Origin of the sequence: Streptomyces sp. NPDC050619, from assembly GCF_040654815.1 — a bacterium.
Taxonomy (GTDB): domain Bacteria; phylum Actinomycetota; class Actinomycetes; order Streptomycetales; family Streptomycetaceae; genus Streptomyces.
The window spans coordinates 100,850-123,841 of record NZ_JBFAIR010000017.1 but is presented as its reverse complement, the minus strand read 5'-3'; the positions used below and the strand labels follow the sequence as shown (position 1 = coordinate 123,841).

19 protein-coding genes are annotated in these 22,992 nt (G+C 69.4%); 6 read left to right on the top strand and 13 right to left on the bottom strand.

The genetic code is table 11. The features are described 5' to 3' along the window. The first annotated feature begins 145 nt into the window (after positions 1-145). On the top strand, positions 146-973 hold the full coding sequence (locus tag AB0I77_RS27150; RefSeq protein WP_363285305.1) for a helix-turn-helix transcriptional regulator: 828 nt from the start codon (positions 146-148) through the stop codon (positions 971-973). Between the two features lie 47 nt (positions 974-1,020). Here AB0I77_RS27150 and AB0I77_RS27145 read toward each other — a convergent pair whose 3' ends face one another. From AB0I77_RS27145 to AB0I77_RS27105, 9 genes are all read right to left on the bottom strand, one after another. Beyond that, on the bottom strand, positions 1,021-1,908 hold the full coding sequence (locus AB0I77_RS27145) for a UbiA family prenyltransferase (RefSeq protein ID WP_363285304.1): 888 nt from the start codon (positions 1,906-1,908) through the stop codon (positions 1,021-1,023). A gap of 148 nt (positions 1,909-2,056) precedes the next feature. Continuing rightward, positions 2,057-3,043: a hypothetical protein gene (locus AB0I77_RS27140; RefSeq protein WP_363285303.1), complete on the bottom strand. Its 987-nt coding sequence runs from the start codon at positions 3,041-3,043 to the stop codon at positions 2,057-2,059. 2 nt (positions 3,044-3,045) lie between these two features. Next, the gene (locus AB0I77_RS27135) at positions 3,046-4,341 is read right to left on the bottom strand and encodes an ATP-grasp domain-containing protein (RefSeq protein WP_363285302.1); all 1,296 of its coding nucleotides are present in this window, start codon (positions 4,339-4,341) and stop codon (positions 3,046-3,048) included. Between the two features lie 56 nt (positions 4,342-4,397). Continuing rightward, positions 4,398-5,873 carry an FAD/NAD(P)-binding protein gene (locus AB0I77_RS27130; protein ID WP_363285301.1) on the bottom strand — a complete coding sequence of 492 codons (1,476 nt, stop codon included), beginning with the start codon at positions 5,871-5,873 and terminating at the stop codon, positions 4,398-4,400. An 80-nt stretch (positions 5,874-5,953) separates the two neighbouring features. Continuing rightward, positions 5,954-6,640, bottom strand: coding sequence for an alpha/beta fold hydrolase (locus tag AB0I77_RS27125; RefSeq protein ID WP_363285299.1), 687 nt, complete (start codon positions 6,638-6,640; stop codon positions 5,954-5,956). A gap of 70 nt (positions 6,641-6,710) precedes the next feature. Further along, positions 6,711-8,477: an asparagine synthase (glutamine-hydrolyzing) gene (gene asnB, locus AB0I77_RS27120; RefSeq protein WP_363285383.1), complete on the bottom strand. Its 1,767-nt coding sequence runs from the start codon at positions 8,475-8,477 to the stop codon at positions 6,711-6,713. A gap of 5 nt (positions 8,478-8,482) precedes the next feature. Continuing rightward, positions 8,483-10,210, bottom strand: coding sequence for a non-ribosomal peptide synthetase (locus tag AB0I77_RS27115; protein WP_363285298.1), 1,728 nt, complete (start codon positions 10,208-10,210; stop codon positions 8,483-8,485). Positions 10,211-10,214: 4 nt separating this feature from the next. Then, positions 10,215-11,063, bottom strand: a complete 849-nt coding sequence (locus AB0I77_RS27110; RefSeq protein ID WP_363285297.1) for a fumarylacetoacetate hydrolase family protein — start codon at positions 11,061-11,063, stop codon at positions 10,215-10,217. A 116-nt stretch (positions 11,064-11,179) separates the two neighbouring features. Next, complete coding sequence (locus AB0I77_RS27105; RefSeq protein ID WP_363285296.1) at positions 11,180-12,205, bottom strand: hypothetical protein; 1,026 nt, start codon at positions 12,203-12,205, stop codon at positions 11,180-11,182. Between the two features lie 241 nt (positions 12,206-12,446). Here AB0I77_RS27105 and AB0I77_RS27100 point away from each other — a divergent pair, with 241 nt between their 5' ends. Both AB0I77_RS27100 and AB0I77_RS27095 read left to right on the top strand, forming a co-directional pair. Next, positions 12,447-13,922, top strand: coding sequence for a PqqD family protein (locus tag AB0I77_RS27100; protein WP_363285295.1), 1,476 nt, complete (start codon positions 12,447-12,449; stop codon positions 13,920-13,922). Between the two features lie 16 nt (positions 13,923-13,938). Then, on the top strand, positions 13,939-14,946 hold the full coding sequence (locus AB0I77_RS27095; RefSeq protein ID WP_363285294.1) for a DMT family transporter: 1,008 nt from the start codon (positions 13,939-13,941) through the stop codon (positions 14,944-14,946). Positions 14,947-15,207: 261 nt separating this feature from the next. Here AB0I77_RS27095 and AB0I77_RS27090 read toward each other — a convergent pair whose 3' ends face one another. From AB0I77_RS27090 to AB0I77_RS27080, 3 genes are all read right to left on the bottom strand, one after another. Beyond that, positions 15,208-16,602, bottom strand: a complete 1,395-nt coding sequence (locus AB0I77_RS27090) for an alpha/beta hydrolase (protein ID WP_363285293.1) — start codon at positions 16,600-16,602, stop codon at positions 15,208-15,210. Positions 16,603-16,693: 91 nt separating this feature from the next. Beyond that, positions 16,694-18,289: a cation acetate symporter gene (locus tag AB0I77_RS27085; protein WP_363285292.1), complete on the bottom strand. Its 1,596-nt coding sequence runs from the start codon at positions 18,287-18,289 to the stop codon at positions 16,694-16,696. Continuing rightward, positions 18,286-18,633: a DUF485 domain-containing protein gene (locus tag AB0I77_RS27080; protein WP_363285291.1), complete on the bottom strand. Its 348-nt coding sequence runs from the start codon at positions 18,631-18,633 to the stop codon at positions 18,286-18,288. Before AB0I77_RS27080 ends, AB0I77_RS27085 begins: the two co-directional genes overlap by 4 nt. A gap of 477 nt (positions 18,634-19,110) precedes the next feature. Between AB0I77_RS27080 and AB0I77_RS27075 the strand changes: the two genes are divergently transcribed. The 3 genes from AB0I77_RS27075 to AB0I77_RS27065 all read left to right on the top strand — a co-directional run bounded on the left by AB0I77_RS27075 (position 19,111) and on the right by AB0I77_RS27065 (position 22,419). Continuing rightward, complete coding sequence (locus tag AB0I77_RS27075; RefSeq protein WP_363285290.1) at positions 19,111-21,432, top strand: nitrate- and nitrite sensing domain-containing protein; 2,322 nt, start codon at positions 19,111-19,113, stop codon at positions 21,430-21,432. Next, entirely contained in the window at positions 21,429-21,863 is a 435-nt protein-coding gene (locus tag AB0I77_RS27070; protein ID WP_363285289.1) for a roadblock/LC7 domain-containing protein, read from the top strand. Before AB0I77_RS27075 ends, AB0I77_RS27070 begins: the two co-directional genes overlap by 4 nt. Positions 21,864-21,951: 88 nt before the next feature. Next, positions 21,952-22,419: a DUF742 domain-containing protein gene (locus tag AB0I77_RS27065; RefSeq protein WP_363285288.1), complete on the top strand. Its 468-nt coding sequence runs from the start codon at positions 21,952-21,954 to the stop codon at positions 22,417-22,419. A 28-nt stretch (positions 22,420-22,447) separates the two neighbouring features. Here AB0I77_RS27065 and AB0I77_RS27060 read toward each other — a convergent pair whose 3' ends face one another. Beyond that, positions 22,448-22,885 carry an ATP-binding protein gene (locus AB0I77_RS27060; RefSeq protein ID WP_363285382.1) on the bottom strand — a complete coding sequence of 146 codons (438 nt, stop codon included), beginning with the start codon at positions 22,883-22,885 and terminating at the stop codon, positions 22,448-22,450. Positions 22,886-22,992 lie beyond the last annotated feature (107 nt).

The window sequence follows — 22,992 nt, the reverse complement described above, 5'->3', positions numbered from 1 at the left end:
GGCGGCCCGGGCGTCCGAGGGGCGGAACGGCCGTTGCAACACCATCACAAACAATTTACATTGCCGCGGACCCCTTGCCCCAGCAGGGAACCGTGGCTCGCCGATGATGCTCGACCCTTCCTCGGCGTGGAAATTGGGAGGATGTATGGACCTCGTCGGCCCTCGTTCGCGTAACCGAATTGCAATTGACGGATTAGAGCCCTCTGTCGACCGGGGATCCGTGGAGGGCGAAACTCACCGAAGGGCCGCGCAGGCGCTGAGATCCGCCATACCCGACGTGCTGGACGCCTACCAGGCCGGTCTGCTGCATGTGGAAAGTGCGCTGACCGAGCAGCCCGAGCCATGGCAGTCGTGCCGGCGTCAGGCGGTGGCGATCCTGGAGGACTGCATCGCCACGCTGGAGAACGGATGCCCGCCGGACACGACGGCGGCTCAGGAGTACACCCGGCTTCTCGGTGCGAACCGGGCGTTCCAGAGGGTCTCGGTCGCGGAGTCGGTGCGGGCTGCCGAGGTGCTGTGGTCGGCCGTTCAGCCGGCCGTGCATGCGGCTGCGGCGTCCGCGGCCCCGCACCAACGAGCGGTGATCCAGCAGAAGGCGAGCGCGGCTTTCCGGGCCGCGGCCTCGGTGCGCCTCTACGCCGGGTGTCAGGGATACGACGAGACACGTGATCGTATCCTCACCTCCGCCGACCCTCACTCCCCCTCCCACTCCCACTCCCGCGAGACGCAGCCGCGCACGGCCGCCGCACCGGCACGGGAGGAAAGGAACGATTCCTCGGAGGAACTGACCGCGCGGGAGCGTCAGATCCTCGATGCGGTGGCCTGCGCCCTCACCAACCGGCAGATCGCCCGCAAGCTGGGCATCAGCGAGGGAACCGTGAAACGCCATCTCTACAACGTTTTCAACAAACTCGGGGCGACGTCCCGGATGGACGCCGTTCTGAAAGGCGCACAAGGCGCACGGCGAAATTGACCGTCTCCACGGGCGGGCCAGGACCGGCTGTCGAAGGGGCGACGGAGTCATCGCGAGGCCACTAACGCCACGAGCATGACTACATTCGCGACGTACTGCGTGACCATGAACGCCCGGTAGGCGTCGCGCCGCGTATGCCGGTCGTTGTGCTCGGTGTCCCTGCCACGCAGGCAGCGCACGACCACCCATCCGGCACCGAGAGTCAGCGGGAGTGTGCCCGGCAGTGCGGCGGGCGCCCAGGTCCACGCGGCTGCGGGAGCGCCGGCACCGACGATCACGGCCCCCGCGACCGCGAGGCGTCGGGCAACGTGCAGGCCGCGGGTGGCGGCGAGCGTGCGTCTCCCGGCCTCCTTGTCACCTTCGGCGTCGCTGAAGTCCTTCACCACGGCACCGACCAGGGCCATCCATGCGGCCATGGCGGTGGCGAACACGATGGCGGGAGCGTCCAGGCCGTTGCCGGCCACTGCCGCACCGCCCGCGTAGGACGTCCAGCCGAGGCCGAACACCACGATCGCGCAGGAAAGGCTTCTTCGCTTCGCGGCCAGTGGCGGCGCCGAGTATGCCCATCCCAGTGCGAGGAAGGCGATGACCCAGCCGATCAGTCCGGCGGCTGGAACGGACAGTGCCAGGGCGAGCAGCGCCGCCGCCAGCGTGACGCCGACGGCGCTGCGGAAGGCCAGTTCACCGCGGGCGATGGGGCGGTCGGAACCGTTGCGACGGTCCTCGTCCACGTCCATCACACCGTTGAACAGGTAAGCGGAGACGCTCGCGCACGACCAGGCCGACGCTCCGGCCAGGAGTCGGGAAGGATCGAGATCGTCTCGCATCGCGAAGGCCGCCCCCGTCACGAACCTCAGGAGGAAGGCGCCCTGGACGGCCGGCCGTGCTTCCGTCCAGCACAGGCCGGCGGTTCGCATGGCGTCGTGAATCGTCATCCATCTGGATAAACGGGGACTGGTCATCATTTCCGTGGAAACCATGTGCCGGAGCGTAGAAGGCCCCCTGTCGCATCGGGGGCCTTCTACTACCAAGGTGGCAGGAGTTGAACAACCTCGACGTACCGCGATACGCCTCTGGCCGACGTCAGCGTGGGGCTTCGGCGGCGTCGCTCGGGTGTGTTGCCGGGTGGCGTCGGACGGGAGCCGCGGCCTCGTCCCGAGGGAGGCGGTGTTCGGCACGGGCCACGGCGGTCGCCGCGAGGAGCAGCAGTACGACGGCCACGGTCCCCTGCACGGTGACGGGGTAGCCGAGAGCGCCCTGGACGAGGTAGGCGAGGCCGGGCTGAGCGGCGAGCAGGGCCATGGTGACCGGGGCCGCGGTGCGCTGGGCGCCGATCTGGAGGGCGTAGAGCGGGATGACCACGCCACCGAAGGCGACCAGGGCGGTCACCGCCCAGCCCAGCCGCGGCGGCTCGGCGAGCTGGTGGCTGGTCAGGGCGAGCGCGGCGACCGTGTAGGTCAGATGGAAGCGATGGGTCATCACGACGGACGGCGCGATTCCGCGTTCCCCGAGCCGACGGGAGAGCCGGGCGAGCACCGCGGCTCCGATGCCCGCGAGCAGGGCGAGTACGGCTCCGGCGGCGCTCGCGGCCGGACCGGACTGCCAGGAAGAGGTGTCCAGCACAGCGGGCTGCACGGCTGCCGCGCAGACCAGGGAGGCTCCGAACAGGCCCACTGAGCGGGCCCAGTATGCGGCCGGCCGGGCTTCTCCCGACAGGCGGGCGAGGGTGCTCGCGGCAAGGGGGCCGATGCCCGCCATCAGGCTGGCCGCCAACGCCGCCGGTACCCACACCAGCGCCACATACAGGCCGAGGAAGGTCACCGCGCTGGCCACATTGAGCTCGGCGAACAGGCGCCATGCCCCAGGACCTGGCGACGGACGGGCGGGTCGGCGGTTCTTCGTCCGGCCCACCCGGCCCACCCGGCCCACCGCCGTGAAGAGCAGGGTGCAACCGAGGAAGGCCAGCAGGGAGAAGCGGAGGCTGTCACCGCTGCTGATGCGGCCGGAGAGGAAGGCCTCCGCGGCGGCCTGCATCAGCACCGAGAACGCGATGAGGGCGATGGGGCGCACGGTCAGGCAGCCGCTCCCTCGGGTGCCGCGGCAAGCCGCGGGTGGGCGGGAACGTCGGCCATCCGGTAGAAGGCGTGGTCGTCCTCGAGATGGTGGACGAACTCCAGCGAGCTGTGCAGCAGTTCCTCGTCCTCGTGGACGAGGTAGGCGATACCCGGGGCCCCGGTCGTCAGGGTCGGGTCGGGAATCGGGGCGCCGATGGCGGGCAGCCTGTCGATGGAGTGGAAACCGGGCAGGCGGCGCAGAATGCGCGCGCCCTCCACGGAGGCGAGTACTCCGTCCTGGAAGCCGCGCAGAAAGATCTTGGCGAGGGTGCGGCAGCCGCCGTAAGGGAGATCGAACCGGCGGGCGAACTCCTGTGGCCGCAGGAATCGTTCGGCCACCAGGTGCTGGTGGCTGTAGCCGAAGGCGGCGTGGTACGGATCGGGGGCCAGCGACGGTCCCATGACTCGGGAGTTCACCTCCACCAGCCGCGGTCCGGCGGCGGTGAGCATCACCTCGGTGTGGGCGGCGCCTTCCCTGACTCCCAGGGCGTCCAGGCAGCGCAGGACGTAGTCGACGAGGTCGCGCTCAGGCTCGTCGAGTTGTGGGCGGGAGACGATGTGGCGCAGGACCGGGGCCCCGTCGATGGTGTCGATGCGCTCTCGGTAGACCTCCGTGAGCAGGTGCCGGCCGGCCATGCTGACCGTGTTGACGATGTACTGGGTGCCCGCGAGGTGCTCCTGGAGCAGCAGGTCGGTGTTGGTCTCCCCCATGAGGTTGGGCCGCAGCAGGGTGGCCTCGACCGCGGCGTGCGCCTGGGCGCGGCTGGTGACCACGGTGCAGCCGTCACTGCCCGCGCTGTCGCGCGGCTTGATCACCACTGGTGTACCGGGGGCGGTGCCCCACGCGTCGAGTGCCTCGTCGAGTTCGGCGACGGAGGCGATGGTCCGGGTGCGGGCCGCCGGTACGCCGGCGTCTTCCAGGGCGCGCACCATGAGCTCCTTGTCCCGGCGGGCGGCGGCCAACCGGTGCTCGTGGTGCGGGAGTTCGAGCACCTGGGCGAGTTCGTCGGCGAACAGTACGCCCCGCTCACTCGCGGCGATCACCGCCGTGACCGGTTCGTCGCGCAGCACGTCCGCCGCCTCCCGCACGGCGTCGGGGCCGGTCCGCGTCAGCAGGTGGGTGTGGGCTGCGGTGTCGAGGGCGTGTTCGGCGTGCAGGGCGGCTTCGTAGAGGTGGAGGACGTGGGCGCCCTCCTCACGGAAGGCGGCGGCGAGTTCACGGCCGGTGGAGACGGGGTCGACGAGTACGTACATGCGGGTGCCTCTCTTAGTCGAGTCTTAGTCGAGTTCGTGCGTGCTGGGGGCGGGCCCTACGTGGCGGCCAGGGTCTTGGCCACCACCTCGGCCTGGGCCGCCGCGGTCCACAGGTAGTTGACGATGGCGGTGCGGGCCCCGCCCGCGGCTCCCACCATCCAGATCCGCTCCGGGCCGCCGCCGTCAGGGGGCGTGAGCCTCAGGCGGGCGTCGGTGGGGGGCGGAGCACAGCCGGGAGAGCAGGCGGCCGTGCCGAAAGCGAGAAGGGCGGGCCCGTGCGTACACAAGGCGGGCGGCCGGTACCCGGACGCCGCGACCACGTGGGTGTAGTGCTCGGCAGCCCCCTCAGGGCGCCAACGGGCGTGCCAGCCGCCGGGCGCGGGGGCGAGTGACGTGGGGGTCCCCCGCCGTACCACGAGCCGGCCGGCCAGCCCGTGCTGTGCCAGGGTTCGGGCACTGGAGACGGGGATGGCCGAGATATGGCGGGCGATCAGTGGGCGAAAGCGGGTGAGCAGGCGGTCCCGGTCGCGGCGTGGCCACCCCTGAGTCCAGTCGTTCACGGCCTCGATGAGTTCGGCGATGACGGACTGCCAGGCGTTGGCGCCGGTCTCGGTCTGCCGCAGTTCGGTGCCGAGTCGCCGCAGCGCTTCGGGTTCGGTTCCGAACTGCTTCTTGAGGGTGGGCGAGGGCTGTGGTGAGGCGTTCCGTACGGCGCGGACCAGGAGCCTGGTGAACGCGAGGTCGAAATTCGGGGACCGGGGGTCCAGATCGCGCAGCCCGGCCAGCAGACCGGCGGGGCGGGCCGGGCGGCACAGCTGGTCCCGGACGGCGGGGAGTTCGCCGGAGGGCGAACAGAGGGTGACATGCCGCGGTGCCGCGCACAGCACGAGAGCGGCGTCGATCGCGGACAACTTGGATCCCAGGACCAGCGGCCTGGCGTCCTCGGGCAGTGCTCGCAGACGGTCGGAGGGGTAGGGGCCCACCAGCAGATCGGGATGGTCCGCGTGGTCGCGAAGCTCTTCCGGCAGGCGGGGCCGGTCGCCGCCTACCGCCACCACCACGTCCGTGGCTTCCAGGACGCTGCCGTCGTCCAGGGTGACGAGGTATCCCTGGCCCGGCCTTGTGACGGGCCGCACCGTGTCGGCCCGGGCCGTCACCTGGCGCAACGTGCAGCCGCGTGCCACCAGTGTTCTGCGCGCCTCGGCGAAGCGCTCACGGCAGTACTGGCCGACCAGTGCCCGCGGGACGAAGTCGGACCGGCTCACCGGCCATCCTCGCGCGGCCAGATAGCGCAGCAGGTCGGACTCATGGGCCCGGCGCAGTGAGGTGACGTCGACCGAGGTGTTGCAGCGCAGGCGCGGGTCGGCGGTACCGAAGGCCACCCCGAACCCGGCCGGCCGGGGGTCGACCACTGTCACCGAGCCGGGCCGGACGTCGACGTGCCGCGCGAGCTGGTGAAGCACGGCGGTGGCGGAGGCTCCGGCGCCGACGACCACGAGGCGTCCACCGGCTCCGAGAGGACGGCTGTCCACAGGTTGTGTGTCCATTTCTCTTCGTGTGGCGACACGTTCTCTTCGTGTGGCGACCGGTTCTCTTCGTGTGGGAACAGGTGTCACGCGCGCGTGGCGACGGCGCGCAGCCAGTCGGCGAACGCGGAGGTGTTCAGCAGATCGGAGTGGCCGCCGGGGAAGGTGCGCTGGGCGCATGTTCCGGCGGTGGCGCCGGCCCACTCCCCCGTGCCCTCGGCGGAGGTGAGCGGATCCCTCGCCCCTCGGGCGGCGAAGACCGGGCACCGCGGGTGGGGCCGCGGTGCGGCGCTGTAGTGCCTGAGCAGGCGCAGGTCCCGCATGGCGGTGTCCAGGACGACATCGCGCCACTCGTCGGACGGATCCGGCAGCAGGCGGGGGTCGATGCGCTCCAGATAGGCGGCGACGGCCTCCCGGTCCGAACCCACGGCCTGTGGTACGGCGAGCAGCCGCGGCGCGTCGGCACCGACGACGACCAGCGCGTGGACGGGGGTCCCGCGCCGCTCCAGTTCCGCCGCCGTGGCGTGGGCGACGTAGGCGCCGAAGCTGTGGCCCACCAGCATCACCCGCTCAGCGGGCAGGTTTCGCGCCTGGTCCGCGCAGGCGTCGACGACCTCGGCGAACGTCGTGTCCTTGCCGAAGTCGCGGCCGAAGCGGCCCGGGTACCGGGCGATCCGGGCAGAGGGCCGCAGTTCGTCCAGGAGCGGCTTGAGTTCACCGCCGAAGGATCCTGCCCCGGGCAGGACGAGAGTGCCCAGCCTTTCCGCAGTCACTTCCGTAGTCACTTCCGCAGTCACTTCCGTAGTCACCGGTGTCTCCCTTTCTCCCTTTCTCCTTTTCGGGTCAGAGGGTGAGGCCCAGCTCGTCCATGATCATCGCCATGCTGATCGCGCTGATCCTGAAGTCCCATTTGTCGGCCTCCGCCGGCCGGTCCAGACAGCCGGGGGTGAACAGGCCGCAGGCCTCGACCAGGGCACGCCAGTCGTCCCAGGTGCGGGCGCTCGTGCTCGAGCGCAGGTCGTAGGCGGTGAAGCCGTGCTTTCCGCGTCGCAGGACGGACTGCGGGACGATGCCCTCGTAGGCCGATCTGAGGCATGCCTTGCCCTCGAAGGAGGCCATCTTCCTGTCGTCCTGTGTCTGGAGGGCGAGTGCGACGACGGAGTTGGCGAGAAACGGATAGCGGCCCTCGACGGAGTGGCGCATGACCATCGCGTCCCCGTGGTCGCCGAGCAGGTGGCCGGACATCTGGACGTACACGTCGGCGATGGAGCGCAGCTGCATCCGGGAGAGGCGCCGCACCTCCTGGTCGGAGAACGGGATGAGCCGTGAGCGCCAGAACTCGTCGCCCGCCAGGGCCTCGCGCGCCGAAGGCGTCAGGAAGGCTGCCCGCCGGCGGGCGACCTTGCCCCAGTCCACCTCCCATCCGAAGTCCGGCCGCCCCCAGGCCTGTTCGTTCTGGGCGCAGGAGGGGCGGCGTGCGCGGGCCACGCCGTCGAAGGCGTAGGAGTCGTACCCGAAGAACAGCTCGTCGGCGCCCTCCCCGGACACGACACCCTTGATACCGGCGTCCCGTACGCTGCCCGCGAGCATCATCGCGGCGACGTTGTAGGTCTCGCGCTGCGGGTAGCAGCAGTGCCGGACCATCTCCTCGAACCGCGCGGTGATGTCGTCGTGGCGGCACGCGATCTGCTCGTGCTTGCTGCCGACGGTCCGCGCCACCTCCCGCTGGAAGCGGCCCTCGTCGAGGCCGGGGTCGTCGAAGACCACCGAGAAGGTGCGCACCGGCTGATCGGAGAGGGCGGCCGCCTCCATCACGATCGCGGTCGAGTCGAAGCCGCCGCTCAGATACGCGCCGATCTCCACATCCGCGTCGAGCCGGGCTCGTACGGACTCGCGCATCGCCTCCCGCAGCGCCTCACCGGTGACGGGTTCGGCCGCCGGCGTGAACTCGCCGTACCGCCAGTAGCGCAGCGTCCGGCTTCCGTCGGCGTCGAATCGGACGGCGCACCCCGGGGGAACCGCTCGGACCCCTTCCACCAGAGTGCGCGGCGCGACGATGTTCCCCAGGGAGAGGTACTGGTCGACCGCGCCCAGGTCCACCTTCCGGGACCGGTCGACACACCGCACCAGCGGCTTGAGCTCCGAGCAGAAATGCACCTGGGAGCCGGCCTGGGTGTAGTACATCGGGCAGATGCCGAAGCGGTCCCGCGCCAGGTAGAGGGCGTTGTCGGCGCGGTCCAGGACAACGGTGGCGAACTGCCCGTCCACCAGGCGCAGTCCCTCGAATCCGTACCGTGCGAAGAGTTCGGGGATGACGCAGACGTCGACACCGTTGCCCCGCCCGTCGAGCCCCAGCCGGGCCCGTATCGCGCGGGCGTTGTAGATCTCGCCGTTCGTCATGGCGACGTAGCGGCCACCGCGGTCCTCCGCGGGCTGCCAGCCGTCGGTGAGACCGGTGAAGCCGAGGCGGCCGAGCTTGGCGCAGATCGACTCGGTGTTCAGTGAGTAGGTCTCGTCCGGTCCGCGGTGGACCAGCTGTGCCTGCATGGCCGCGGCGATGCCGCGGTCGGTCACGCCGGACGGGGAGTAGGTCCCGCACACACCACACATGCCGGTCACGCCTCCCTTGTCCGCACGGCGTCGATCAGCACCTTCAGGTTCTGTGCCCTGAGGACGTCGCGTACGCCGGCGTCCATCCAGCCGAGTGCCTTCAGCTTGTTGACGAGGATGACGGTGGAGGCCGAGTCGCCTCCCAGGTCGAAGAAGTTGTCCTCCTCGCCCGCGTCGTCCACGCCGGTCAGGTGGCGCACCAGGGCGAGGATCCCTTCCCCCGGCCCGGCGCTCCGCTCCGCCGTGCTCGATCGCCGCCGCTCGGCCCGCAGGGCGTCCCGGTCGACCTTGCCGTTGCGGGTGTAGGGCAGCGCGTCGACCTGGTGCAGCACCGAGGGGACCTTGTAGGGGTCCAGCACCGCCTCCAGGTGCGCGCGCAGCTCGCGAGGGGTCGCCTCGCCCTGGTAGTGGCACACCAGGGCGTCGGCCGCCGAGGTGTCCGCACCGTCGTACGCCTCGGCGTCGACCACCGCCTCGACGACGGCGTCGAGCCGGCAGGCCGCGCTCTCGATCTCTCCGGGGTCGAGTCGGTAGCCGCGGACCTTCAGCTGCCGGTCCAGACGTTCGACGAAGTAGTACTGACCGTCGCGGACCTCGACGAGGTCGCCCGTGCGGTAGGCAGGGTTCGCGTCGTCGTCGACGAAGCGGCGCAGGCCGCGGGAGGTGAGGTAGCCGATGGCCACACTCGGCCCCGTGATGACCAGCTCCCCCCGACGGGGACCGGATCCGGTCGCGGGCGCGTCCTGCGCCCCGGGCAGCGGGACCACCTCCAGGCCGCACTCCCCCACCACCGTGCCCAGGGGAACGGCATCGGTGCAGTCGCCGGGGTCCAGCGGGGCGCTCAGGAGATTGCAGACGGTGCTCTCCGTGGTCCCGTAGGCGTTGTGGAAGTTCGCGTGGCCGGACCACTTGCGGACCACCGCGGGACGGCAGGCCCCGCCGCCGTTGACCACGTGCCGCAGGCTCATCGCCGTCGTCGGATCCGTCGCGGTCAGGGCGTACGGCGTGCTCTTGAGGTGGGTGACGTGGTACTTCTCCAGCGTCGTCCGCAGTACGGCGCCGGGGCCGAGGTTCTCCTCACTCAGGACCACCAGGCACGCGCCGGCGGTCAGCGTCCACAGGATCTCGGTGAGACATCCGTCGAAGGTCAGCCGCGCGAACTGGAGCGTCCGGGATTCGGGCCCCAGTTCCAGGACGCGCACGTGGTCCTCGATCACCCCGGCCAAGGGGTCGGCGCCGACCAGCACGCACTTGGGCTCACCGGTCGACCCCGAGGTGTGGATGGCGTAACCGACCCGGTCCTGGGGCGGCACGACCGGCGTGCTGACCGGCTGGGAGCGGTCCTCAGCGGTGGCGCGCCACTGCGAGGGAGTGGGCACGAGCACCGGCGAGTGGGTCCCCGCCGAAGTCTCGGCGATCCACTCGACGCCGAGCGAGGAGACCTTGGCATGGTTGGAGGAGGCGCTGTCGCGGGGGTCGAGGAACACGAACGGGCGCTCGGCCCGCAAGGCCGCGGCCATGGCGATGACGGAGGCCGGAGTGCGCACGGCCTCGATGCCGATGAACTCGCCGGGCGACGAGAGCGTCGCCAGCTCGGAGGCGAACTCACCGACCCGTCGGCCGAATTCACGGTAGGTGACGGTGTCGTCCGCGGTCTCGACGGCGGCGCGGTCCGGATGACGTTCGACCGCCAGGAAGATGGCGTCCGCCACGGAGATGTGTGCTCTGGTCAAGGTCTCAGCCCTTCACCGAGTGGGAGAGAGTGCCGACGCCTTCGACGAGCGAGGTGATCGTGTCGCCCGGCTCGATCACGGCCGCCCCCGGCGTGCCGGTGCAGATGACGGTGCCGGGCACGAGGGTGCGTCCGGCGCTGAAGTACTCGACGAGGTGGGCGAGGTCGTACTTCATGTCCGCCACGGGTGCGGAGGCGACGACCTGCCCGTTGCGTACGGTGGAGACCCGCGTCGACCGCAGCGCCTCGTCGTCGAACTCGTCGAGCGTCACCAGCTGGGGGCCCACGCTGCAGAACGTGTCGAAGCCCTTCGCCCAGGGGATGTATCGCGGGTTCTCGCGGATCACGTCCTCCGCGGTCAGGTCCAGGACCGCCGTCACGCCCGCGACCACCGAGCGCCACTGCTCACGCCGCACGTTCTTGCACTCCGTGCCGATGACGAGCCCGAGTTCCGCCTCCGCCGTCACCCGGCCGCTCTGCGCGGGGAGTTCGATCTGCCCGCCGTTGTCGATGAGGCAGCCCCGCGGTCGCAGGTACGAGCCGGGCCCGGAAGCGGGCTGCGGGGTGCTGAGGTCCTGGGAGTGTCCCAGGTAGTTGAGGCCGGCGCCCCAGATGTCGCCGGTGTCGATGATGGTGAGGGCCTCCTCCAGGCGTACGTCGAGCGGCTCGACGTACGTCGCGCGCTCGAGGAGCCCGGCGAGTTCCTGCCGCTGAACGGCGCCCAGCAGGTCGCCGAGACGGGCCGGCAGGGGCCGGCCCGCGACAGCCTCCAGGGCCGAGAGCGGTATCCAGCGGTCGCGGTGGGCTACTGCCGTCCGCGGGCCGTCCTGGGTGTTGATGCGTGCCAATCGCATGTCGTTCCTCTTGAGTTGTGCCGACGATTCGAGTTGTGCGCCGACGATTCGAGCTGTGCCCGGCGATTCGAGTTGGGCCGGCGAAGCTTCAAGCCGCGACTTGTGCCGGCGAAGCCTCAGGCCGCGACCGTCTGCCGCGAGAGATACCGCGCGGCGGCTCGCAGGTCGCTCTTCTCGGCGCTGTACCGGGACAGGCCGACAGCGGTCTCCATCAGCGGCGCCGGCTCGACCGCCATTTCCTCGCAGAGCTGGTCGATGAACGGGAAGAAACCGGAGTGAATTCCGATGACTCCGCCGAGGACCTGCATATTGCGGTCCTCCGGAAGAGGTTCAAGGCTGGTTCGGCAGAAATGCGCGAGCCTGGCCAGTTCCTGGTAGTCGAACCGGTCCTCGCCGAGCACGCGCATGATTCCGGCGAGCGATTCCGTCTCCGCGTTCCCCGCACCGCGTCCGATTCCGTCGAGTGTGCCGTCGGCGATCGTCGCGCCCGCCTCGAAGGCCGCGATGCTGTTCGCGTTCGCCATGCCGAGGTTGTCGTGGCCGTGGAATCCGACGACGGGGCAGATCTCCTTCGCCACGCGCACGTACCGGCGCACGTCGTCGGGCATCATCGAACCGCAGGAGTCGACGACGTACAGGCCGTCCACGTCGGGTATGCCGCGGAGCAGTCGGGGCAGCTCGTGTGCGGGGGTGCTGCTGGTCTTCATCAGGTTGAGGTGGACCTCGCCGCAGATCCCGACGGCGCGCTCGAGGTAGTCGAGGTGGTCCGGGACCTTCTCCGGTTCCATGCCGATCCGCACGAACGACATGCCTTCCTTGCACAGGTCGGCGAGCGTCTCGAGCCGGCTGAAGCCGGGCTGGGCGAACATTCCCCAGGGCGTGGTGGACAGCTCCTGGCCGGCGATCTCGCACCATTTCGGCAGATCGATGTTGCTCGCCCTGATTCCGGACCGCTCCGCCTCGAACCCGAGACCGTGCCCGACCTCCACCCTGTTGATAGGTGTCGTCTCGAGCCGACGCAGCAGTTTCCTCACGAACTCCTCGTCGAGCTGGAAGTCGACCGCGTAGGAACCGTCCCGCAGCGTCGCGTCGAGAATCTCGACGTTTTGTGCCGCGAACTGCGGGGAGCGGGATTCATGCATCTTCGTCCTCCGAAGCACTGGGAATGGGTCCGCTTGGGTCACCGCGAATCCGATACGACCGTGCAGCACGCGGCGGCGTACCGGGGCGGCATGCGACGAAAGGTGCGGGGCGGGGCCGTGCGGCCTACATCTTTCGATGCAATGCACGGTCCAGGCCGCTCAACCCCGCTCCTCGGCCTTTACCGTCCGTGTGTCGAATTCGCCGCCGTCGGAACCAGAACCCAGAACCCAGGAGGGGCACATGCGCGCGACAGTGCTGGACAACCTGAGGGGCGCACTGCCGGAACACGATGTTCCGGCCGTCGAGGAGTGCGTCACGGAACTGCACGAAGCCCTGCCGTACAAGGACGACCTCAGCCGGAACACCGTCATGGTCGCCTACGGCGGCGGCAAGGACAGCGCGTACGCGGTGTCGTTCGTGCGCGCGGTCCACCTGGCTCTCGCCGAGCGCCACGGGGCCACCTTCAACCTGCGGGTGGTGACCATGCGGCACGCGGGCATGCCCTACCAGGTGATGCTCAACATCGACCGGACCTATCAGGCGCTGGGCCTGTACGAGGACCCGGATGTCGAACTGCTGCTGATCGAGCGCGACCGCGTGGTCCCCTTCGACCGGGACCGGAGCATGCCGCACCGTCTGATCGCCTTCAACCGGACCGACATGCTGATGTCCGGCCACCGCACCTACGGCGACGGCCGTGCAACGTTCTGCAACGCCTGCAACCTGAACGTGGCCAGTTCGTTCGGCGTCGCCGCCCGCCACGGGGCAGGCGTCGACCTGATCATCACGGGTGACTCGCCGCAGGAGCAGCGGGACTACGCGCTGTGGATCCGTCAACTGGCCCGCGGGGCGGGGCAGAAGCCCGCCGACAGCAAGAAGCGGTTCCGGGGGACGCTGGAGACCTTGGACGGACTGGCGCAGGCGTACTTCCAGGAGATCCACGGCCTGGGCAACCCCGACCGGGTCAGGGAGCGGGGTGTGACCTCCGACGTCCCCACGACACTGGAGTTCTACTCCATCTACGACTACACCAGTTACGCCTCCGGGGCGCACTGGCGACTGCTGACGGACTTCCTCGGCTTCGTCTTCGACGAGATCGCCTTCAACTTCACCGAGTCCGACTGCGCCAACCCGGCGCTCATGGCGCATCTGCGGGGGCTGCGGACCGAGCGCGCGTATGGGCGCAGCTACCGCGAAGGCATCGCCCAGTACGTGGACTTCGCCTTGGAGCTGATGCGCAAGAAGCACTTCCCCGAGCACCTGGTCGAGGAGATAGCGGACCGTTACCGCACCGGGGAAGGCGTCGAGCGCATGCGCGAGGCCGCCACCCGCTACGGGGAGGACGCCTTCGGAGTCGACACCGAGCAGTTGGTCTGCATGGTCTACTCGCCCTTCGCCGGCCGGGCGGCGAACCTGCACGCGTACCTGGCCGGGGAGTGCCCCGACCTGCTGCCCGAGGAGGACCGCATCCGCGCGACGCTGGCCGGCCAGGAGACACATGGCTGGCTCGCCGCGCGCCTCGAGCGGCTGAGCGGGCTGAGCCTGACCGACCTTCGGGCGCTGCACGACGGGCCGCTGTGGTCACCGTCCGCCGACAAGGGCACTCAGACGGGGGTCCTCCCCCTGGTCATGGACAGCGACCCGCACAAGAAGATCATCAATGCGCGGCGCGGCCCCGACGGTGACAAGGTCCGGGACCGAGTGGCCGGCCGCTAGAAGCTGGAGAACAGCGATGACATCCGACGTTACGCGTCCGGCCGCGGCGGCGGGCCCCGCCGCCGCTCCGTATCTGAATCTGCTCGTGACCATGGTCATGTTCGGCAGCGCGTTCGCCAGCTCCAAGGTGGTCGTCGAAGCGATGCCGCACCAGATGGCCGCGGCGCTTCGGTTCGGGGGCGGAGGGGTGCTGCTGATCGTTCTGGCCGCCGGGCTGCGCCGGCGGTCCGCCCCCATCGGACGGACCGCCGCGATCCGTGCGGGTCTGGTCGGCCTGCTCGGCGTGCTGGCCTACAACTTCTTTTTCTTCTGGGGGCTGTCGCTGGCCCCGGCACTCGACGGCAGCATTGTCGTGCCCGTGCTGAGCCCCATCCTGACCACCGCCGCGTTGCTGATGCTGCGTCGTGAAAGCGCGTCGTGGGTGCGCATCGCGGGCCTGCTCGTCGGCCTCGCCGGCGCGGCGGTCTTCCTGCTCGGGGCAGGCGGGGACACCACTGGTACGAAGCGGCTCCTCGGCGACCTCGTCTTCGTCGCGGCGGCGGCGTGCTGGGCGGCGTACAGCATCCTGTCGAAGTCGCTGCTGGCGGGGATCGCCCCGCTGCGGGCGACAGCCTGGGGAACCGCCGTCGGCGCACTGGGGCTCGGGGTGCTGGCGGCTCCGACGGCCGACGACGTCGCGTGGTCCGCGGTCCCCGGCCTGGCCTGGGCGAACGTCATCTTCCTCGCGGTAGGACCGACCACGATCGCCTATTTGTTCTACTACCGTGGGCTGCGCAGCGTCAGTGCTTCCATGGCCACGGTCATGATGTTCACGGTGCCGGTGTTCGGCACGTTCTTCTCGACGGTCTTCCTGGGCGAGTCGTTCACCGGCACGCAGGTGGCCGGCGCCGTGGTCATGCTCGTCGGGGCCTTGCTGGCCGTCCTCGGGAACACGCTGGCGGAGCGGACGTCCGGTCCCTCGGTGATCCGCCGCCGCGGCCCTGCCCACCCAGATCCTCCAACCCGTCCAGGCCCAGGCAGTTGAAGCGGTGCAACCAGCGGCGGACCGTCTTGGGACTGCCTACAGCCCGCGCGGCGTCACCGGCGCGCGAAACTTTGACCCTCACGTCGGGAAGGCCTCGCGGAGGGGTGGTCGTCGCGGCCGTCATCCTCTTCTGGGGTGGCTACACCTTCTACATAAGGCGCGTGAAGAAGAGCCAGCCGTAGCCGGGGGCCGGCATGCACATCCGGCCGGTGCCTGTGGAAGGGCGACCGGCCGGACAGGTTCGTTTCGGGTTCTCTTCTGTCAGTGCGTCGCCGGGCCGTTCAGGAACGCCGCGAGTGTCCGGGTCATGGTGTTGTGGGTCCGGGCGGCGAAGAGTGGGTCGAGGTGGTTCATGGCGTTGTCGGTCTCGTAGGTGGCGTACGGGATGCGGGAGTTGGCTACCACCGTGGCTGCCGCCTTGTTGATCGTGCCCTTGGCGTAGCTCGTCTCGAAGGCGTACAGCGGTACGTCGAGCTGGTCGGCGTGGCGCAGGCGCAGGTCAAGGGAGCGGGCCAGCGCGGAGTCGGTGTAGGCGTCCGTGACGTCGAGGTCGATGGACATCCGGGCCGGCCAGTACCACTCCCACACGGCCGGCACCGGTCCGGCGTACGCCTCGGCGACCCCGCCGATCGGCGTGATGCCGGTGTCGACCCAGCCGCGTATGTCCCCGCTGTCGGCGAGGTGTCCGGAGTGCACGCTGATGGTGTTCGGCCAGCCGAAGCTCGCGTCCACCAGGACGCCCAGCAGGCCCGCGTTGGTGACGGTGTACGGCGGGCGCAGGGCGTCGGGCAGGCGGGGCTGGAGCACCGAGCGGCCGTCGGGGTCGTGCAGGGCGTAGTGGCCGGCGAGCTGATACCAGATCTGGGTGCTCTCCACGCGGCTGCCCAGCCCCACTGCGCTCAGGGTCAGGTCGAAGACCGCCCCGGCGTCGATGTCCGCCAGCCGCTCCTTTACCTCCTCCGGTGAGTCGCGGACCGTATCGCCCGTCCCGTCGAACGCGCCGCGCACCCCGCCGTCGATGACCGCCAGCCCGGCAAGGCCCCGGTATCCGGGGGAGCCGTCGAAGTCCCAGGCCGCGTACGCCATCGCGGTCGTCGCTCCCCAGGAGTGCCCGCCGAGCACCACGCGCCGGCCACCCCGGCCCGCCGCCCGGACGACGGCCCGGAGATCCGTGAGGGTGAGGGGCAGGCCCCAGTGCGCGGCGAAGGGGGAGGCGGCCGGGTCCTGGGTGCGGTAGTGGCCGTCCAGGTAGTAGCCGACGGGGTCGGCGGTCGCGAACCCCGACTTGTCGGCCAGGTTCTCCTCCCGCCGGTCGAAGGCCCACACCTGCAACCCGGGCACGGCCGCGACCAGGTCACGGGCCACGAGGCGGAAGTCATTGGCCGCGCCGAAGAAGCCAGGCACCAGCACGAGGACGGTGTCCGCCGTGTCCGGACCGACCTTGAGGACGTGCACCTGGTCCGATCCGACGGGTCCGCCCCCACTGCCCACGGCCACCGGCACGTACGGCTCCCAGCCGGCCCCTTGTCCGGTGGCGCCCGGTGCGCGTCCTGCGGCGAGGGCGGATCCGGCCCCCGCGCCGGCGGCGGCCGAGGCCAGCGCCAGACCGCCGATCATTCCGCCCAGCACCGTACGGCGCGGCAGACGGCTCGTCATCTCACGTACCTCCAAGGAGAGTTGTCAGCACAAAGCTTCCTCCTCCCCCTCGAGGGCTCGCGCACCAGGCCCCACCTGGGGCCCGGGCCGCCTACAACTCGACGCCGATCCCGGTCAGCGCCCGGACTTCCATCTCCGCCTGCTTGTCCGGATCCGCGGGGCGCCTGCTGAACACGGTGCCGAGGAATCCGCACAGGAACGAGAGCGGAATCGACACGATGCCGGGGTTGGTGAGCGGGACCAAGTGGAAGTCGACGCTCGTGATGATCGACGTGGGGGTGCCCGAGACCGCCGGTGAGAAAACGATGAGCACGAGGCAGGACGCCAGGCCGCCGTAAATGCTCCACAACGTCCCTGAGGTGTTGAAGCGTTTCCAGAACAGGGTGTAGAGCAACGTCGGCAGGTTGGCGGACGCGGCGAGCGCGAGGGCCAGCGAGACGAGGAAGGCGACGTTCTGGCCTTCGGCCACGATGCCGCCGACGATGGCCAGGAAACCGATCACGATCGCCGTCAGGCGGGCGACCCGTATCTCGGAGCGGGGATCCGCCTTTCCGCGCCGTATCACGTTGGCGTAGACGTCATGGGCGAACGAAGCCGAAGCGGCCAGCGTCAGACCGGCCACGACCGCCAGGATCGTCGCGAAGGCCACCGCCGAGACGATTCCCAGGAGCACGACTCCACCGATGTGGAAGGCGAGCAGAGGCGCCGCGGAGTTCTCCCCGCCGGGGGCGTGAACTATCGCGTCGGAACCGACCAGGGCGGTGGCACCGTAACCGACGATCAGGATTCCCAGGTAGAACGTGAACATCGACCAGGAACACCACACCACCGACCTGCGCGCCTCCTTGGCATTGGGCACGGTATAGAAGCGCATCAGTACGTGCGGCAGGCTGGAGATGCCGAGGACGAGTGACAGGGCCAGCGAGACGAAGTCGAGTCGGCTTGTCGCGTCTTGGCCGTACGTGTTGCCCGGCTCGAGCAGTCGTTCGCCCAACGGGCTGTTCTGTGTGGCCTGGTGAAGAAGCGCGGAGAAGCTGAATCCGAACTTGGCGATGATGAAAACGCTGATGAAGGTCACGCAGATGAGGAGCAGACCGGCCTTGATGATCTGCACCCAGGTCGTGCCCTTCATTCCGCCCACCAGCACATAAAGGAGCATGACGACGCCCACGCCGGTGATGAGGAGCGCCTTCCCGCCCTTGGTGTGCACGTTCAGCAGCAAGGCGATCAGCCCGCCGGCGCCGGCCATCTGGGCGAGCATGTAGAAGAACGTGATCACCAGGGTGGCGTTGGCCGCCGCGGCGCGCACCGGGCGCTGCCGCATGCGGAAGGCCATCACGTCACCCACGGTGAATCGTCCGGTGTTGCGCAGTCGCTCACCGATGAGGAGGAGGGCGACCAGCCAGGCGACGAGCCATCCGACGGAATAGAGGAATCCGTCGTAACCATGGACGGCGATCGCTCCGGAAATCCCCAGGAAGGAGGCCGCGGAGAGGAAGTCGCCGGACATCGCGATGCCGTTCTGCGCACCGGTGAAGGCGCTGCCCGCGGCGTAGTAGTCGGACGCCGTCTGATTTCTGTTGGTGACCTTGTAGACGATGAGCAGAGTGATGCAGACAAATATCAGGAACACGCTCAGATTGAGCGTGGGGCTACCGGTCGCGGGAGCCGCGAGCTGCGATGTCATTCCTTGTCGGCTCCTGCCAGTTCGTGGATCCTGTCCGCCTCCGGATCAAGCTTCTTCCGGGCGAAACGCCGGTACGCCAGGACGATCGCGAGCGTGGACGCGAACTGCATCAGGCCGAGGACGGTGCCCGTGTTGATTTCGCCTGTCACCTTGTGACTCATGAACCCGTGGGCGTAGGCGGAAAGCAGAGTGAACGTCATGTACCAGAAGAAGAAGAGCGCGGTCATCGGGAAGACGAACAACCGAAGCCGTCTGCGCAGCCGGACGAACTCCGGACTCTCCTGAATCGCGCGGTAGTCGGGCTCGCCTTCGCCACTGGGGTCGATGAACTCCGACCTGGTCACGTTCCTCTTCCTGTTCCTTGGTGAGGGATGGAGAGTGTAGTGAGGTGCCGCGCGCCGTCAAACAACGGCCCACGGCTCACGCGGTGAGTTACCGAGAACCGCATGGACGTCTTGACGTGCCCTTGGGGTCTGCTTGACCGATCGACGTCCTGAGCGATGGTCAATTTAAGGTGACTTGATCTTCCCTTTGGTTTACCTTTGCCAAACCGAGGAATTCGTCGCACGGCGTCGCCGACCGGCCCCGCAGAGTGTGCAGAACGTGTGAGTAAGGGGTTGGTTCTTCGGTGACCGGGTTGTTGCCGTTCAACCGACTGTCCTAAACTCGCCAGGATTCACAGAACTTGACGGGTGGGCACATAACGTGTGGGGATCGGATCACATCCGAGAACTGAGAGATGGATTCCCGGAGCTCATCTCGTGACCGCGGCGAGGCATGCGGCCGAACGCACAGCGAGGCCATCGCGGTGGGCTCCACTAGTGCAGTGGCGGAACTGGCGGCTGCTGGTGAAGTTGGCGGCGGTGCTGGTCGTACCCGCCCTGCTCGCCGTCGGCCTGGGCGTCGAACAGATCCATGGTGACGTCGCGCGCGCCAACTCCTACGCGGACATGCAACGGCTGGTCAAGATGCATGGTGAACTGCGGACTTTCCTGGAAGCTCTGCAGATGGAACGCACGATGTCCGTCGAGCGGCTGAGTGGCGACGCCGCCGTTGATCCGTCCGATCTACGACAGCGGAATCGGGACGTCGACAGCGCCCAGGCCGCCGTCATCAGCACGAGGAAGCAGGAAGTCCCTCTCGAGGGCGTTGCGGCGCGGCGCTATCAGGACGCCCTCGGCCTCCTGGCCCACCTGCCTGCCCTGCGCGCCAAGGTGGCGTCCGGCAGCATCGGTTCCTGGACCGCGCTCAATGACTACGACACGATCACCACGGGGCTGCTCGACCTGGAGGAAGCACTCGTCGGCGGGTTCGCCGCCCCCCAACTCACCAGGCCGGCGACCGCGTTGTACGACCTACAGGCGGCCGAGGAGCAGATCCACCTCGAACACGCGATCCTGCTACAGGCACCCGACCGGGGCCATCCGATGACCCCCGCACTCATCAAGGCGCTGCAAGAGGCCGACATACGCCTGCGGGACAAGCTCGGCGACTTCCGGGCCGTGGCCACCCCCACGGAGCTGAGCGATTACCAGCGGACGGTCACCGGCCCGGCCGTCAGCCGGCGTGCGCACGTGGTGCGCGCCGCGCTGGCTGCGCCCCTCGGGTCGGGCGCACAGCAGGACGCCACCACCTCGCTGTCTGTCTCGGTCGACAACTGGAACCGCGATTCGGAGGCCACCGGAACGCTCGTCGACAAGGTGGCGGACGGCTTTCTCCACACGATGCGCACCACGTCGGCCAAGCTCCAGGACCAGACGAGCAACCAAGCAGGCGTGACGTCCGTCATCCTCTTCGCCGTGCTCCTGCTCGCCTTCGCCATCGGTCTCGCGATCGGCCGGCATCTGCTGCGGTCGCTGACCGTCCTGCGCTCGACAGCACTCGATGTGGCGGAGCACCGGCTGCCCGCCGCGGTCGTGAGCATGCGCGAGGGGCGGAAGGCGGACGCCGTGGTCGACGTCGTGCCGGTCCACACCACAGAGGAGTTCGGTCAGCTCGCCAGGGCGTTCGACACGGTGCACTCTCAGGCCGTGCGCCTGGCAGCGGAGCAGGCCGCACTGCGCGGCGACCTCAGGAACACCCTGGTCAACCTCTCCCGGCGCAGCCAGAGCCTGGTGGACCGCCTGCTGCTGCTGATGGAGCACCTCGAGCGGCACGAAGAGGACCCGGAGCAACTGGCCAGCCTCTTCACGCTCGATCACCTGGCGACCCGTATGCGGCGCAACAACGAGAACATGATGGTCCTGTGCGGCAGCACTCTGGTGCGCCCTTCCCACAGTGTGGCGCTGGACACCGTGCTGAGGGGTGCCGTCTCCGAGATCGAGCACTACCAGCGCGTGCTCGTTCAGCCCAGCCCTCCCGTCGACGTGGTCGGGTACGCGGCCAGTGACCTGGGCCGGCTGGTCGCCGAACTGCTCGACAACGCCACCATGTTCTCCCCGCCGCACACCCAGGTGGTCATCGGCAGTAACCGGCGGCCCGACGGCTCGCTACTGATCGAGATCCAGGACGAGGGAATCGGGATGACCGAGAGCGACCTGGCCAACGCCAACCGGCGCGTGGCGGCGGACGCCTCGACGGATACGCCCGAGTCGCGGCAGCTGGGACTGTTCGTGGTCGGTCGCCTGGCCGGCCGGCATGGCATCGCCGTCAACCTGAGCCCGCGCAGGAGCGTCACGGGAACGGGACTGCGGGCCCATGTTCTGGTACCGGCCAGACTGATCACGGCGCAGGCGCAGGCGCAGGCGCAGGCGCAGGCTCCGGCGCCGGCCCGCACAGGCCTGCCGCGGCGGCCGATCTCCGTCGGGGCCGCCGGTGCCGCCGGTGCCGCCGGTGCCGCAGGGAACACCGTGGCCACACCGGTGCGGCGGCGCGCCGCGACGGAGGAGTCCGACCAGTCGGCCGGCGTCACACAGGCCGGGTTGCCCAAGAGGGTTCGCAGTAGGCCATCCGCTCCGGCTCCGGCTGAACGGTCTGCCACCGGGGCCACCGGGGCCACCAGCGCCACCGAGGACGGAGCGGATGCGAGCCCGGCCGCCCGCCGCGCCCAGAGCTTCCTCAGTAGCTACCAGTCGGGCATCCGTCGGGCGGCGCAGCCCGACCAGACGCAGAATCCATCGGCGACGGGCAGGAAGAACCCATGACATCCCCCCACTCCCCGGAGGTGAGCCAGTTCGGATGGCTGGTCACCAACTTCACGGAGCGAGTTCCGAATGTGGCGCACGCCGTGGTGATCTCAGCCGACGGACTGCTGCTCATCGCGTCCGACGGGCTGGAGGACGATCGCGCCGAGCAGATCTCGACCATCGCGGCGGGTGCCATCAGCCTGACCCAGGGTGCTGCCCTCTGTTTGGACACCGGGAACGTGCTGCGCACGGTGGTCCAGATGGAGCGCGGCAACATGCTGATGATGTCGATCCGGGACGGCTCGTGTCTGGTCGCCCTGGCCGCTCCGGACTGCGAAATCGGCCAGGTCGCCTACGAGATGTCCGTGCTCGTCAACCAGGTCGGCGAGATGCTGACTCCGGAACTCCGTACCGAGTTGCAGCAATTCCAGCAGGCTGCGGCCGGATAGCCGGGACGGGGAGATCATGAGCGCCGGTGGAGGCCCGTCCGACCCTCGAAGAGATCCGGAAGCGGAGGACGAACAGACCTTCGCCGACGTGCTCAACGCGTTCAGTTTCGGCACCGGACGACGCAAGCGGAAGAACTCCGGGACGCGCGGCACGCCGCAGGACATGGCGCACCACGAGAGCGACGAAGCCGAGCCGCAGCCTGCCGCCGAGCCGCTCGAGCAGGCCGCATTCGCTCGCGCCTACGTGTGGACGGGCGGCCGGACCAGTTCGCACCATCATTTCGAGGTCGAGACCCTGGTCTCTACCGCGGACCCGAGTTTCGCTCCCAGCGCTACGACGCAGTCGGACCTCGCGGTGCTGGACCTGTGCCGCGAACCGAGGTCGGTGGCCGAGGTGGCGGCGCTGCTCGAAGTGCCGCTGGGCGTGGCCAAGGTGCTCCTCGGTGACCTGGCGGATCGTGGGGTGATCGTCGTCCACGAGGCGGCGACCGACGCCGACGATGCCCCGTGCGAAGCGCTGATGGAGAGAGTGCTGATCGGCCTGCGTCGGCTCTGAGACTGAGCCAAGGTGATCGAACAGTCGCTTACAAGGCACACTCCGCCCAGACCGTCTTGCCCACGGGGTGTCGAGGCGCCGACCCCCAGCGCACGGCCAGGACGTCCACCAGGAGCAGGCCGCGGCCCGACTCGCCGTCGGGGTACGACGAGGGTGGGGCGACGGGTGGCCGTTTCGTGGTGGCCGCGTCGGCGACCTCGATACGGACCAGGCCCGATGCCTCGTCGAGGCAGAGCCGGAGGTGGCAGTCGTGGCCCGGTACGCGGCCGTGCTGTACGGCGTTCGCGGTGAGCTCGCCGACGACGAGGGCGACCGTGCACGACGCGTCCGACGCCGGCGGGTATCCCCACTCCTCCATGCGCCGCACGGCGAGCCGTCGAGCGAGCCGCGCACCTCGGGGCGAGGAGGCGAACTGCGCTGCGAGCGTGGGGCGTTCCTCTGAGGTGGTGGTGGTTCCTGTCAGCACAGCGTGTCCGTCCTTGCCCGTCGAGTCCTGGGACGTCTCGTGGTGTGCGCGAGTCGTCACGTTCCGTACTCAAGAGTCGGCAGACAGTCCTACGCTCGGAAGGTGAC

Excerpts from the sequence above, each read along its gene's own strand:
- AB0I77_RS27070 (WP_363285289.1), top strand. The coding sequence starts at position 21,429 with ATGACATCCCCCCACTCCCCGGAGGTGAGCCAGTTCGGATGGCTGGTC.
- AB0I77_RS27105 (WP_363285296.1), bottom strand. The coding sequence starts at position 12,205 with ATGCATGAATCCCGCTCCCCGCAGTTCGCGGCACAAAACGTCGAGATT.
- asnB (WP_363285383.1), bottom strand. The coding sequence starts at position 8,477 with ATGTGTGGTGTGTGCGGGACCTACTCCCCGTCCGGCGTGACCGACCGC.
- AB0I77_RS27150 (WP_363285305.1), top strand. The coding sequence starts at position 146 with ATGGACCTCGTCGGCCCTCGTTCGCGTAACCGAATTGCAATTGACGGA.
- AB0I77_RS27145 (WP_363285304.1), bottom strand. The coding sequence starts at position 1,908 with ATGACGATTCACGACGCCATGCGAACCGCCGGCCTGTGCTGGACGGAA.
- AB0I77_RS27090 (WP_363285293.1), bottom strand. The coding sequence starts at position 16,602 with ATGACGAGCCGTCTGCCGCGCCGTACGGTGCTGGGCGGAATGATCGGC.
- AB0I77_RS27135 (WP_363285302.1), bottom strand. The coding sequence starts at position 4,341 with ATGTACGTACTCGTCGACCCCGTCTCCACCGGCCGTGAACTCGCCGCC.
- AB0I77_RS27095 (WP_363285294.1), top strand. The coding sequence starts at position 13,939 with ATGACATCCGACGTTACGCGTCCGGCCGCGGCGGCGGGCCCCGCCGCC.
- AB0I77_RS27085 (WP_363285292.1), bottom strand. The coding sequence starts at position 18,289 with ATGACATCGCAGCTCGCGGCTCCCGCGACCGGTAGCCCCACGCTCAAT.
- AB0I77_RS27110 (WP_363285297.1), bottom strand. The coding sequence starts at position 11,063 with ATGCGATTGGCACGCATCAACACCCAGGACGGCCCGCGGACGGCAGTA.
- AB0I77_RS27100 (WP_363285295.1), top strand. The coding sequence starts at position 12,447 with ATGCGCGCGACAGTGCTGGACAACCTGAGGGGCGCACTGCCGGAACAC.